Here is a 14,265-nt window from a genome sequence, read left to right as displayed (position 1 = left end):
GTGACTTATGGCTAATAAAAAGAAGGTTCATGCTTACACTGAAGAGTTTCGTAAAGAGGCTGTTCGTCGAGCAGATCAAAAAGGTAACTCCAACCAATCCGTAGCCGCAGAGCTGGGGATTTCCGCACAACAAATCTACAACTGGCGTCGACAGTTCAAGCGCTGTGGGGGTCATCAATTCTCAACCATTCAAGGTGTGAAGTTTCATCAAGAAGACTCTGACGAAGTGCAAGCTCTCAAGCGTCAGCTGGCTGACCTTAAAGAAGAGAATGCGTTTTTAAAAAAGGCTGCCGCGTACTTTGCGAGCGACCAAGAGTAAAGTACGCGCTCATTAAAGTGTATGCGGGGCAGTTCAGAGTAACGGTGATGTGTCGGGCACTCAAAGTGTCTCGTTCTGGCTATTACAAGTACCTTATGCGAGGTATTCCCGCGCATCAGCAGCGTCGCAAACAACTGCGTGAGCATACCATGGCGCTCTTTGAAAAGTACCAAAAGCGTTATGGTGCACCCAGGTTAACACGCGCCTTGAAAGCTGAGAACGTCCCCTGCTGCGTTAATACCATTGCGAAAATCATGCAGCAACTACAGTTACGTGCTCGTAACGGTAGAGCGTTTAGATACTCGCAATATAGTCACAGTAATGTGCGCGTGAGTGAAAACGTTTTGCGCCGACAATTTGTAGCAACAAAGCCCAATACAAAGTGGGTCACTGACATCACTTACATTCGATTTAAAGGCCAATGGCATTACTTGGCTACCGTGATGGATTTGTACTCAAGAGCCATTGTTGGCTGGGCATTTGATAGTCATATGACCGAAGAACTCATTATACGCGCACTTAATATGGCGATTAGCCGACGAGACATAGAGCCTGGGTTAATCATTCACTCCGACAGAGGTGTTCAATATCGCTCTGTGCGATACCAAGACCTGATAATGAGCATCGGTGCTGTGTCCAGCATGAGCAGAAGGAGCAACTGCTGGGACAATGCAGTTATGGAGTCTTTCTTCAGTCGTATGAAAGTCGAACTCATATACGGGGAGAAATTCAACTCGCTTCAGGAAATCAAATCTTGTATCTTCGAATACATCGAAATTTTTTATAATCGCGTGCGTCAGCATTCTACATTGGGCTATGTCAGCCCATATGAATACGAAGCAACTTACGCTTAACATGGATGTCCACTTTTAGTGGGTAAGACCAATAGCTTTTGAAAGCAAAGCGACGAATCTAGTTGAGGATACAGCTAACTTAGCTCCTGAAAGTAACAAAATTTATTTGTACGACAAAGTAGAGCAAAGACACAGACTAATTGCAGAATCTGGCTCTCACCCGATCATTGCTTCTAATGGTGGGTATGTAATTTATAGCGATATTTTAGATAACAACAGACGTATCTCCTTATATAGTATTGAGGATGAAACTAATGTATTTCTTCCAGAACTAGACTCTAACTCCGAAAGGATTGAAGGAGTGCCGATAGCATTCTCAGCAGAGGGGAGTCGAGTTCTGTTGGATTCTTCCACAGGCGGCCTAGGTTATGATGGGACCTATGTCATTTATGATATTAGCCTGAATAAACTCATTGAGTTGGGTTTAGAAAATAATGGTCATGCCAAAACGCCATACGGTGCTGCGAATATGTCTAGTAATGGTAAGTTTGCTGTGTACACATATAGCAGTGGCAATAAGATAGGCGTGGCTGTTCGAAGTATTGATCACAATTATGTAAGTATAATTAATGAAGATACCGATCAAAACTACAACTCATACAACGGTCTTTTGCGGCCTCTTATTAATAACAGTGGGTCAGTAGTTGTATATGGGTCAAGAAATAACGATACCAACGAGGTGTCTGATACTACGATACAGGCTTACTTTGCAACTACTGATGCAGACAATGACGGGTTACCTAATTATTGGGAACTACGGTATGGACTTGACCCGTTTTCGGAAAATTTAACTGTTTCTGATAGCGATGGCGATAGTTTGACGGATTATCAGGAGTTCGCTTTGGGAACATCACCCTTAAATCCCGACAGTGATGAGGATGGATATACTGACGATATAGATCAGTTCCCATTGGACAGAAGTGAATGGGAGGATACTGATGGCGATGGGGTTGGCAACAACGCTGATCAACCTATTAGAGCTGATGTAAATGGGGATAGAAGAGCCGACCTTGTCTGGAGAAGACGTAGCAACGTAGTAGGTTGGAACTTCCTGTGGAGTATGTCGGGCAGCGATATTAAGCAAAGTAAGCCAATTAACGTAGTTCAAGGCGAACAGTGGGGGCTTCGTTTGGGCGATTTTGATGGTGACGGTAAATCTGACCTTTTCTGGCGTGACGAAGTTAATTCACTCGGTATGAATTTTGTCTACTTGATGGATGGGACATCGATAAAGCAGAAAACGCGCATTCAAAATGTGAGCAGTGATACAAAGCTATTACTCGCCGACGATTTAGACGGCGATGGCAAAGACGATGTGCTATGGCACGATGAGACTGATGATAGTTTGATGGTTTGGTATATGGATGGCGTTCAAGTTGAGGCCCAGAAAGGTGACGCACTTGGAGCAACGGTTATTGAGGGCTCAGGTCAGTTTCACTCAAACAACAAAACATCGGTAGTGACACGCACAGGATGGAAGCTACATCTTTTCACGTTGAATGATGACGGTACGCAGTTTACTCAGCAAAGCTTGGGTGCTGTGGCATCAGACGCTTGGAAGTTAGCGGGTACTGGTGATTTAGACGGAGACGGCACCGACGACTTGATATGGCGTAACACACGTGATGGACGCACATCGGTCTATTACATCGCAGAAGGGAAGCTACGGGATAGTGCGCTTATTACAACGGTAGATATTTCTTGGGAACTAGCCAAAGTGGAAGACTTCGATGGTGATGGCAAGGTAGATTTTCTATGGCGCAACACCAGCCAAGGCGGCCGTAATATCATTCACTTGATGGATGGCATATCCCGCAAATCGGCAGCGGTAGTAAAAACCGTTGGCGGTGAGTGGTTTATGGCGAAGTAATAACCTAATGATTTAGGCCAGAGCCGTTAATTTGGCTTTGGCTCTATTCATGAAAAGTGTTTTGAAGTTTTTCTTAAGAGTACTCTGTTTTTTTGACATTACGCCAGTAAGCATTAAACTTTCGAATAGCCGCTTTGACATGGACGTGATTGCTATTTGGCGATGAGTGTTGCTCTCCCCTGAATTTTTGCTGCCTCTTCCATTTCATAGCTAACTAAAACAAACCACTCACGAGTTAGAACTATGAGCAAAAGACAATTCTCGAAAGTAGCCATTGCGTTAGCAGCGGCAGCGTTTTCCAGTAGTTCCTTCTCAGAATCTTGGCTTCCTACAGAAAGTGTCGTTAAGTCAGACACACACTTTAGCCTTGGAGATAGTTACAATGTCTCTCTTTCTGAAGACGGAAAATACGCTGCGTTTGTAAGTTGTGCATCTAACATGAGCGCTGAAAGTCAGGGGCGCTGTGATATTTATAGAAAAAATACAGAAACAGGGGATATCGACCTTGTTTCTAAACATCACCCTGATGTAGAGGCATTTTCAAATAGAACGAGTGATAAACCTCATATTTCAGCAAATGGCAGGTTTATTGTTTTTGAATCGTATGCCGCAGACCTTATTCCTATTGGTGGAACGGTAACAAATGATATTTATCTTTGGGACGCAGCATCAGATTCAATTGAATTGATTTCAATAGCGTCTGATGGCTTAAAGAGTGATGGGCATTCGTATGCACCCACGGTGTCTAATGATGGTAATTACATCGCCTTTGAGTCTAGAGGCACCACGCTTGATGTTGATAACATCGACGCTAACGGTAGGATAGACGTTTTCGTTCGTGACAGAATTAAAAGTGAAACGAAGCGAATCACTTATACTGAAAACGGTGAGTCTAACTACGACTCCAATAATCCTGTAATCAGTGGAAATGGTAAGTATGTTGCTTTTACATCAAGAGCAACGAATTTATTAAACTCTACTGATGTAAACGGGACATATGCTGATGTTTATCGGTACTCCTTAGAAAATAAAACATTAGAATTGGCAAGTGTCAGTTCAATGGGTTTTCAAGATACTAATGACGCAAGCTACTCGCCGAATATCAGTGACGATGGAAACATTGTTGCATTTATTTCCGATGCAGAATTAGATGGCAGAGATCAAGATGGTCGCGCCGATGTTTATGTCCGTAACATGAACGAAAGTTTGACTGAGATGGCAAGTGTCACCAGCACCGGTTTAAACGATAATGGAAGAGTAGAGTATTCTTTCAGAATTGGTCTATCTTCCGACGGCACAACTACTAGTTTTATCTATGACGATGATTACGGAACGTTTGACTCGTATAATGTTTACAACGAAGACAACGCTTACACCCACGACCTCACATCGGGTATAACGACTTTAGCCTCTAAACATAAAGATGAAGATGCTGAGAGATATTATGTTAGCCAAGCCGTGGACTTAAGCGGCGACGGAAAGTTCGTAGCATTTCACTCTCAAGGGCAAACGTTCGATTTGCTAGATAGAGATAATGCTGATGATGTTTATTTTTACTCAATGGATGATGATAGTCTAACAACGTTGAGCAAACCCAAATCTTTAGGCTCATTCGATGATGTAGACAGTGTCGCAGTTTCTAAATCTGGACGTTTTATCTTATATAAAACTGATGATAGGTTGCTGTCAGATACCGGTAATTCTTATTATGACGAGCTGTTTTTATACGACAGGCAGGAAGGAACTACTGAACAAATTCGCTTAGGCAGCCGTGGCGCAGATGCAAACGGTGGCTTTGGTGAGATATTCGATATAAGTGCAGATGGTAATGTAATTACATTTGCATCACGCGCGTCGAATATTCACACTGATGATGTTAACTCACAGTGGGACGTTTTTAGGTATCAACGCGATACAGGTCAGCTGGTTTTAGTTAGTGTTGGGAGTACAGGTGTTGCTGCTAATGATGATTCGTTTAACCCAAGTATCTCAGACGACGGTCGTTATATTACCTTCGTTTCTGAAGCGACGAACTTGACCACAGATGAAATTAACTCGTATTACTATCATGTTTTTCTTTATGACAACACTGAAGATACTATTGAGTTGGTTAGTAAAACTGATGCCTCTTGGGATGGCTCTGATGCCGGTAGTTCTGTGAATCCAACTATTTCTGGTAACGGAAAATATGTTGTATACGAATCGCAAAATGACGCAGTTTGGGGTTTTTCAAGCTACTATCAGCAAATTGTTGTCTACGATGTTGCTACCAAAACAAATAGAGTGGTTTCACAAAACTTAGATAATGCGCTAGGGAACAGACAATCCTATAGCGCTAATATTTCAGCAGATGGAATGACCATTATTTTCGAGACCCAAGCAGACAATCTAGTGGCTGGATTCGGAGGTTACAGCTCACCATTTATAGCTATGTACAACGTAAATGAGGGTGAAGTTTCAGCTATATCTTCTGATAAAGACGGTACTTTATTTAGCGCTTATGGCGGTGCATCTATTTCTGGTAACGGCGAAATTGTAGCGTTCAATTATGTGAATGGCGACTCAATGGGGGTGGTCGTAATTGAAACCGATTCAATGTCTTCGAGTATCATTAATGATGATGTATCTACATATTATCAACGTACCTCTTTATTCAACCCGGCTATAAATAACGACGGAAGTATAGTTGTATATAGCTCAAAAACACGAGATCTGGGCGATACGGCAGGTGAATTCACACAACCCTATATTGCAACAACTGACGCTGACGGCGATGGTCTGCCTAACGAGTGGGAACTTGCTTATGGCTTAAATCCTTATTATGCGCAAGATCCTTCAACAGATACTGACGGCGATGGTTTGACTGATATAGAAGAATATTACCTAGGAACTTCGCCTACTTCTCAAGATACAGATGGCGATGGTGTTAATGACTTCAACGATGCATTCCCAACTGATAGCTCTGAATGGGCAGATACAGATGGCGATGGTATTGGTGATAATTCTGAGTTGCCTGTAAGAGCCGATGTTGACGGCGATGGGCGTGCAGATATTGTATGGCGCAATGCAAGTAACGTTCGTGGTTGGAATTTCCTATGGACAATGGATGGTGAAGAAGTGCTTCTATCTCGCCCAATTAACGTAGTACAAGGCGAAGAATGGCAGCTAAACCTAGGAGACTTTGACGGTGATGGTAAAACTGACCTGTTCTGGAGAAATCCAGATCTTTTGGGTGGTTACAACCGTGTATTCCTAATGGATGGGTTTAACATTACTAGTCGTCCAGTACATGCCAGACTTAATAATGAGTTCGAACTACAAGTCATTGGCGATTTAAACGGTGACGAAAAAGACGATATAGTCTGGCGTAAAACAGATACTAACCAATTAGCAGTGTGGTTTATGGACGGCGCAGGTAAAGTTAGCCGTTGGTCAAATGCTCTAGGTGACCTGGTAATTGAAGGCGTTGGCGATTTTAACGGTGATAGAGTTAAAGAGTTACTTCTTAGGAATGGGCAGAATCTTAAAGTATGGAGCCTCACTGAGGGCTCAAGTAACTTTGAAGAAACTGCACTAGCTGAAGTTGCCCCAAGTGATTGGATACTTGCTGGAACTGGCGACTTAGACGGTGACGGAACTGAAGATCTGATTTGGCGTAACATTCAAGATGGCCGTAACAGTGTTTATTACATGGAAGATGGCGTGGTAAGGGAACAGAAGTTGTTACCTCAAGTTGGCACTGCATGGTCATTGGCCAAAGTAGAAGACTTCAACGGTGATGGAAAAGTTGACTTCCTATGGCGCAACGAAACACTTGGCGGTCGCAATATTGTCCACCTTATGGATGGCACCAACCGGATTGCCGCCGGCGTTGTAAAAACTGTTGGTGGTACATGGTTTATGGCCGACTAACAGCGATTCTTTTGATATAGTAGAACGGCTGTCTTTTGACAGCCGTTTTTTGTTAAGTAGTAAGTTTCAAATTAGGGAAAATTTATGAAAACGTTTTTGACAGCAATACTTTTTATTTCAATTGCCTTCTCCGTTTTTATATTGAACAAAGACTTTTCTGTAAAGTCAGTCAATGATGATGTAGTTGTAGATGAGGCTGAAGCATCATTGGTACAACGAGATGAAGCTGGCTTCTCAAATCAAACATTTGCTGAGGGCGCTCCTTCCCAACCTAGCAAATTAGAATCGGACAAGACAGAATCTTCGGTTAACAAAGTAAAGAGTAAGGCTGAAGAAGAGGGTATAGATTCATTATCAGAAGAAAAGCTCATCACTTGGGTTAATGATAAAGAAGCTTTGGCAGCACTTGACGAAGAAATGGGGCTAGTTGAGCCTACAGAATATGATCAAATGCTATTAGAAAGTGAATTGAATTCCGCCAAGCACAGCATTCAGAACACCGAAACCGTTCGCTCGATAGCGTTGTTCGAAAGGGAGCCTATTTCTTCAAACCATCCTGAACTAGACGGCGTTATGTTAGAAGAAGAGTTGCCCTCGACTTCAACAATGGACCAGTATTAGGCTTACATATTAAAATTTTAAATTTGTCTGAGAGAAAATCATGAAAAAAGTATTTGTTGCCGGTCATAGGGGAATGGTCGGTGCTGCTATTGTTAGAAATTTAGAGCAAAGAAATGATATTGAAATTGTTACCAGAACTCGCTCTGAGTTGAATCTAATCGAACAAAAAGAAGTCAGTGATTTCTTCGCTGAAAATAATATTGATGAAGTTTATTTAGCGGCTGCGAAAGTCGGTGGTATCCACGCGAACAATACCTACCCTGCAGAGTTTATTTATGAAAACTTGATGATAGAAGCAAACATTATCCATGCAGCGCATAAAAATAATGTACAGAAGCTTCTTTTCCTTGGTTCTAGTTGTATTTATCCAAAATTGGCCGAGCAGCCTATGACTGAAAGTGCACTTTTAACCGGAACACTAGAAGAAACGAACGAACCTTATGCGGTAGCTAAAATCGCGGGCATAAAACTTTGTGAAAGCTATAACCGTCAATACGGCAGAGATTATCGTTCTGTCATGCCTACAAATTTATACGGACCTCACGATAACTTCCACCCTGAAAACTCTCACGTAATTCCGGCTCTACTTCGTCGTTTTCATGAAGCAGCACAACGCGGCGACAGTGAAGTCGTAGCATGGGGAAGCGGTAATCCAATGCGTGAATTTTTACATGTCGATGATATGGCTGCAGCGAGTATTCATGTTATGGAGCTAGATGACGCAACTTATCAGGCTAACACTCAGCCAATGCTTAGCCACATCAATGTGGGTACAGGAGAAGACTGTACAATCCGTGAACTTGTTGAAACCGTCGCTAAAGTTACGGATTTTAAAGGTAAGATTGTTTGGGATACCACCAAGCCAGATGGTGCACCTAGAAAGCTAATGAATGTTTCTAGACTCCATGATTTAGGATGGAAGCACACTTATGATTTAGAGAGTGGTTTGAAAAATGCTTTTGAGTGGTTTTTGGCAAATCAAGACAACTTTAGAGGGTAAGGTTTGACCTTTCTAAGCAAACAAGAATTTACTGAGGTTATTGATAGGACACCTTTGGTGTCCATAGATTTAGTCGTTGAAAATGAAAAGGGTGAAATACTCTTTGGCCTTAGAACCAACCGTCCAGCGAAAGATTACTGGTTTGTGCCTGGTGGGCGAATTTTGAAAAATGAAACACTCGACGATGCTTTTTCACGACTAACGTTGAATGAGTTAGGGGTTGAGATAAGCCGAAAAGACGCGCGCCTTTTGGATATCTACGAACATTTTTATGATGATAGTGTGATGGGAGAAAATCCTTCGACGCATTATGTAGTTGCAGGCTATTACTTAAAAGTTCATCAAAATAGCTTAGTATTGCCTATTGGCGATCAGCATAATGAATACAAATGGTGCGCAAAAGCAATGGTTAAAAGTGATACCACTGTTCATAAGCATTCGTCTGATTATATGGATGCAGTGCTTAGTATTTAAGTAAGTGAGGAATTCTAGTTGCTTTCAAAACTATATAAGAAATATAAGAACCGACAGCGTAAAGTTCAGTGTGAAAAAGGATATGCGACATTTCATATCGACGAGTTATCAATTTTCAGGTTCTCTGGATGGGTATTTGAAAACTCCAAAAAAAGCGCAGAAAGTTGTCTTCTTTCATTTAAACTCAACAATGCAATAATTTGCGAAACGTCTGCCTCAGTATTTAGAGAAGATCTCAAAAACTCAGGCATTGGTGACGGTGCGTGTGGCTTCAACGTAGAGCCCAATTGGCAAGTCTTCGAAGAAGGTGAAAACGTAGTCGTTATGTACGTTAATGATGTGCCAGTCCATGCCTTTAATTTGACCGTGACCAATAAACAATTGATGGTTGCCATGACAAGTCAGATTCATAGGCAAATTGAACTGGCTAAAACAGAAATTATTGAATCTATTGGCAGTAAGTAAGCTTATGAGTAGTCGTCGCTATTTTGTCATAGACCCTGGGTTTGAAGATTTTGATTCTCACCACAGTGTAGTAGGCGACTCTCTTTTAAGAGATGCTGAGCGATTAAAAAAAGAGATAGTAGTTTTAGCATCCAATAAAATGGAGCTGATATCGGAACGCCAAGAAGATAAGGTTGTTCCCTTCTTTTCAACGCCTTGTTATACCAATAACTTAAAGCCTCTGCCTGCAGATAGAGAGAACGCTCTCGCGAAAAACTTTATGGAAGAGTTAAAAAAGCTCTTTCATATTTATAATATCAACTGTCAAGATATATTGCTTTTACATACGGGTTTTAGCCATTTGTATTTGGGCTTGGCGCAGTTTGTCGCTAGCATCGGGAAACAAGCATCTCCAAAACTGATTATTTGCGGAATGTTTGATCCTGGAAGTCGAAATATAAAATCTGCAGAAGATATTCTGCGCTTCTCGTGGTTTGTAAAAAATAAATTATCTCTGTCGTATCTAAAGCAGTCAGCCTTTCCAGAAAATACAGTTTTTGCTACAAGCTGCAAGGAATACAAAGTGGGTTATCAGGTGTTAGTCGATAGTCCGGTTCATGTACACCCAGCGATAAACTATCAGCTTTTAAACGACCAAAACGTTTCTAAAAACGAAAAAAAACGTCTTCTACTATTCGTTGGGAGCGTAAAAAAAGATAAAGGTTTAGATTTTATTTTACAGAATATCGCTTTCCTTTTATCAGAGTTTGATGGCATCGATTTTGTTTTTCACTTGAATACAAATTCTCCCGGTATCAGAGACTTTACTGATGTTGAAGCAGAACTAACGGAATTAAGTAACAGGTTTAACAATTTAGACTTGGTTTCTGGAACATTAGATAAAGAAGAATACGAGCGGTTATTTAATTCTGTTCAAGGAGTGGTAGCGTCCTATGCCCCTTCCAGTTACAAGCATAAAACTTCAGGTGTTTTTTGGGATGTTTTGCGCCGAGATAGTTGCTCTCTTTTGTGCTCGAATGGTACATGGCTAGCCCGAGAGTCACTCGCGTTAGGGGAATCGGCATACTTTTTTGACTACGAAAATATAGCCAGTATGATACGTGCTATTAAGGAATGGAATAGCCATGAGCAGTCTGGTGTAAATAACGATAATTCGTATAAGAAAATGATTTGCAAGCCGTTCTCCAAATGGGTTTTCTCGCAATTTTAAAAAGTGGAATAATAAATGTTTAAAGCTGGAATGAATCGAATCACCAACAAAGGAGCAAAATTAGCTGGCTCTATTGATAGTGTTGAGGGTGGTTGTCTTATGGGGTGGGCTGCACTGTTAGGTGATAAAACACCTTTAAGTGTAAACGTTTATACAGAGGAAGGTGAATTGCTTGGTTCGGGTAAAGCAGATATCCACCGTGCCGATTTAGCTGAACACGGTATCAATGACGGAGTTCATGCTTTTGCTATCGATATAAACGAAGACAAACTCATTCCGGGCTCAGTAGTGCAGCTGAGGGTAGCTGAAAGCAATGAAAAGATCCCCTCTAATCGCTTTGAAATTCCGAAATTAAATCAACATTTTCATGCAGACATATTGAATGTAGAAGGCAATAAACTAAGTTTTCGCTTATCTTCGTCTGAATCAATAGGTAGTCAGGTAGTTAGGTTTGCGACAGAAAGAGGCGTATTCTCGGAGAAGCCCGTTCATTCAGGCAGTAAGGAACTCTATGACTATATATGGTTACCTGCAGAATTATTAAATAATACCAAGCAGAAGATCACTATTACTGTCATTGGCGCTTCTACGGCTGCCGCAACAGATTACATTCTCTCATCGTCTGTATTAACGCCTGTAGAGTTCCTTAGCCACAGTGCATCAGAGCCTGAGTTGCTCGGTAAACCAGCACATGCGGGGCACCGCTATCATTCATTAAAGCTTCAGGTAGATGCTTGTTCGCATGAGAGTGATTTTGAACGTCTCAAGAATATCAAAATTGCTCACGACGCTGTGGTCAAAGCGCATGAGGAAATGAAAAAGTTTACGCCTTTTGCCTTACCAGAAGTCAGTGAACCTAAGGTGAGTATCATTGTTCCTGCTTACAACAAATTTGCGCTGACATATCGTTGTATAGCTTCTATTGCATTGGCGTACAACAAGACAAGCTTCGAAGTAATTTTAGCAGATGACTGCTCAACCGATGATACTGCAAATGCCGAAAACATTATAGAAAACCTAGTCATTTCTAGAAATGAGGAGAACCTTCGGTTCTTAAAAAGCTGTAATAAGGCGGCTAAGCTTGCTAGGGGTCAGTACATTGTATTCTTAAACAATGATACCGAAGTAACGTCAGGCTGGTTAGATGAATTGATTTATCAACATGAAAAAGATAATTCAATAGCGCTGACGGGTTCTAAGCTCATTAATGAAGATGGCACCTTACAAGAAGCTGGCGGTATTGTTTGGGGGAATGGCGAGCCTTGGAACGCCGGTCGCAACGATAACCCTGATGCTCCAGAGTGGAATTATGTAAGGGATGTGGATTATCTGACAGGCGCAGCCATGTGTATTGTTCGCAGTGTATGGGAGCAAGTCGAAGGTTTTAGCGAAGAGTTTGCTCCTTGTTATTATGAAGATGCTGATCTTGCTTTTAAAGTGCGAAAAGAGGGCTTTAGAACCGTTTATGTCCCCCATTCTGTGGTCGTACATTTTGAAGGAAAGAGCCATGGCACCGATATTTCCACAGGCTTAAAGAAATACCAGAAGGTTAATGAGTCTACTTTTAGGCAAAAGTGGTTTAGTGCATTTAAGCACAAACGTAAGCCTAGCCTAGAAAGCCTTCCTTTAGAAAAAGACAATGGCGTTGATCAGCGTGTACTCGTTATTGATTATACCGTTCCTATGCCGAATAACGATGCAGGAAGCTACGCGGCTGTCAAAGAGATCGAATTAATGCAGTCTCTCGGTTTTAAGGTAACATTTGTGCCTGATAACTTAGCTTACATGGGTAAGTTCACTAAAAACCTTCAAAGAATGGGGGTAGAAGTATTAGCCGCACCGTTTTATACCTCATTATTTGATGTGATAGAAAGGCGTATTGAAGAAATGGATGCCGTTTATATCACACGCTACACTGTTGCTGAAAAGTATATCGATAGAATAAAGGACTACGGTAAGCCAGTTGTTTTTAATAATGCTGATTTACACTTTCTAAGAGAGTTGAGAGCTGCGCTACGAACAGATGATGCTGAGGCGACTGAAGCAGCACTGATAACGCAAGAACGTGAATTGGATGTTTGTAAAAAGGCAGATGCGATTCTTACTTACAACGCTACAGAGCATGCTGTGATTCAGTCACACACGTTACAGTCGCACAATATGCATATCACTCCATGGGTGCTAGAAAGCAAAGAGCCCGGGCCAGATTTTTCAGCGCGTTCTGGTATCGCATTTTTAGGCGGGTTCAACCACGTTCCTAACGTTGAGTCGGTCGAATACTTAGTTCACGAGATAATGCCTCAATTATTAGTAAAACGCCCTGATATTATTCTCTATGTATATGGAAGCAGAATGCCAGAATCGTTCAAAGAGCTGGAGTGCGAAAACGTAAAAATGGTGGGTTTTGCTGAATCTTTAGATGATGTATTTCATAACCACCGCGTTTTTGTCGCGCCTTTACTTTCTGGTGCTGGTATTAAAGGTAAAGTTCTGGAGTCAATGGCATATGGGCTTCCTTCGGTTTTAACTGAAGTTGCAGCTGAAGGCACTGGGCTGGCGAGTGGTATAAGCACTCAAATCGCCGAGAAACCCGATGAATGGTGCGAGGCGATTCAGTCTCTTTATGATGACGAAGATAAGTGGGTTACTTATTCTAAAAACGCAATGGCATTGGTTAAAGAGCGATATTCATTTGAGCATGGTAAGAAAGTCTTTAGAGATATCTTCGCTAGTATCAATCTCTTCAGTACGAAGTAACTCTTTCCAGAAAATTTGGTAAAATTTAAATTTATGACAAAAGCTATTTTTCATTATCACCTGTTTAAAAATGCAGGCACTTCGTTAGATGCTTCGCTTAAAGAAAACTTTGAAGCGGGAACCGAGTGGTTAACAGAAGAGTTCCCAGCCAACCCAGCTAAGAACAGGGAACTTGTAAAACAGTGGGTAGAAGGTAATAAACATGCAAAGTGCTTTTCTTCGCATACAGCACTGTTACCTGTTCCTAAAGTACAAGAGCTAAAGCTGCTGCCCGTTATATTTATTCGTCATCCTATTGATAGAATCGCATCTGCCTATGCGTTTGAAAAGAAGCAAGGTGGACAGGGATTTGGTTCTGTTCTAGCGAGAAATACAACGCTTAAAGGTTATATTGAAACTAGAATATCTCTTGGCTACGACAGGCAGTGCAAGAACTTCCATACAGACCGATTCGCTTACATGTTTGGCGCTCAATATGGCTCAGAGCTAGATAGAGCCAAAATGGCGGTTGAAAAACTTCCATTTGTCGGCTTAGTCGAGAATTTTAATGAGTCACTTCAAAAGCTTGAGTCATGGCTGATTGACGAAGGATTTGAGGGTATAAACATTGCGCCCAAGGTGCAAAACGTATCGCGTGATACTTCCAAGTCAATCGATGAGAAAGTGGCGGAAATACGTGATGAAATTGGCGAGGAAGCCTTTGAGTTTTTAGTTCAAAATAACCAAGATGATTTTGAGCTTTATGAGTTGGCAAAGCAAAAATTTAGCGAATAGGTGTAAAAC

General features: G+C 41.5%; 11 protein-coding genes. All 11 read left to right on the top strand.

Annotated features, from left to right (window positions below):
* Positions 1–7 precede the first annotated feature (7 nt).
* Entirely contained in the window at positions 8–319 is a 312-nt protein-coding gene (locus MASE_RS16610; RefSeq protein ID WP_014949699.1) for a transposase, read from the top strand.
* An 11-nt stretch (positions 320–330) separates the two neighbouring features.
* On the top strand, positions 331–1,173 hold the full coding sequence (locus MASE_RS16605) for an IS3 family transposase (RefSeq protein ID WP_041693506.1): 843 nt from the start codon (positions 331–333) through the stop codon (positions 1,171–1,173).
* Between the two features lie 106 nt (positions 1,174–1,279).
* Positions 1,280–3,043 (top strand): FG-GAP repeat domain-containing protein, encoded by a 1,764-nt coding sequence (locus MASE_RS16600; RefSeq protein ID WP_014950869.1) that lies wholly within the window; start codon positions 1,280–1,282, stop codon positions 3,041–3,043.
* Positions 3,044–3,286: 243 nt separating this feature from the next.
* Positions 3,287–6,955 carry a VCBS repeat-containing protein gene (locus tag MASE_RS16595; RefSeq protein ID WP_014950868.1) on the top strand — a complete coding sequence of 1,223 codons (3,669 nt, stop codon included), beginning with the start codon at positions 3,287–3,289 and terminating at the stop codon, positions 6,953–6,955.
* Positions 6,956–7,039: 84 nt separating this feature from the next.
* On the top strand, positions 7,040–7,576 hold the full coding sequence (locus MASE_RS16590; protein WP_014950867.1) for a hypothetical protein: 537 nt from the start codon (positions 7,040–7,042) through the stop codon (positions 7,574–7,576).
* 40 nt (positions 7,577–7,616) lie between these two features.
* Complete coding sequence (gene fcl, locus MASE_RS16585; RefSeq protein ID WP_014950866.1) at positions 7,617–8,576, top strand: GDP-L-fucose synthase; 960 nt, start codon at positions 7,617–7,619, stop codon at positions 8,574–8,576.
* Positions 8,577–8,579: 3 nt separating this feature from the next.
* A complete protein-coding gene (locus tag MASE_RS16580) occupies positions 8,580–9,050 on the top strand; it encodes a GDP-mannose mannosyl hydrolase (protein WP_041693573.1) in 471 nt (156 codons plus the stop codon).
* Positions 9,051–9,068: 18 nt separating this feature from the next.
* A complete protein-coding gene (locus MASE_RS16575; protein ID WP_014950864.1) occupies positions 9,069–9,515 on the top strand; it encodes a hypothetical protein in 447 nt (148 codons plus the stop codon).
* 4 nt (positions 9,516–9,519) lie between these two features.
* Positions 9,520–10,725: a glycosyltransferase family protein gene (locus MASE_RS16570; protein ID WP_014950863.1), complete on the top strand. Its 1,206-nt coding sequence runs from the start codon at positions 9,520–9,522 to the stop codon at positions 10,723–10,725.
* 15 nt (positions 10,726–10,740) lie between these two features.
* Entirely contained in the window at positions 10,741–13,482 is a 2,742-nt protein-coding gene (locus tag MASE_RS16565; RefSeq protein WP_014950862.1) for a glycosyltransferase, read from the top strand.
* A gap of 33 nt (positions 13,483–13,515) precedes the next feature.
* The gene (locus MASE_RS16560; RefSeq protein WP_014950861.1) at positions 13,516–14,256 is read left to right on the top strand and encodes a sulfotransferase family 2 domain-containing protein; all 741 of its coding nucleotides are present in this window, start codon (positions 13,516–13,518) and stop codon (positions 14,254–14,256) included.
* The last annotated feature ends 9 nt before the right edge of the window (positions 14,257–14,265 follow it).

It is taken from the genome of Alteromonas macleodii ATCC 27126 (assembly GCF_000172635.2).
Taxonomy (GTDB): domain Bacteria; phylum Pseudomonadota; class Gammaproteobacteria; order Enterobacterales; family Alteromonadaceae; genus Alteromonas; species Alteromonas macleodii.
The sequence above is the reverse complement of the archived record's forward strand: the minus strand, read 5'-3'. Positions and strand labels throughout refer to the sequence as shown.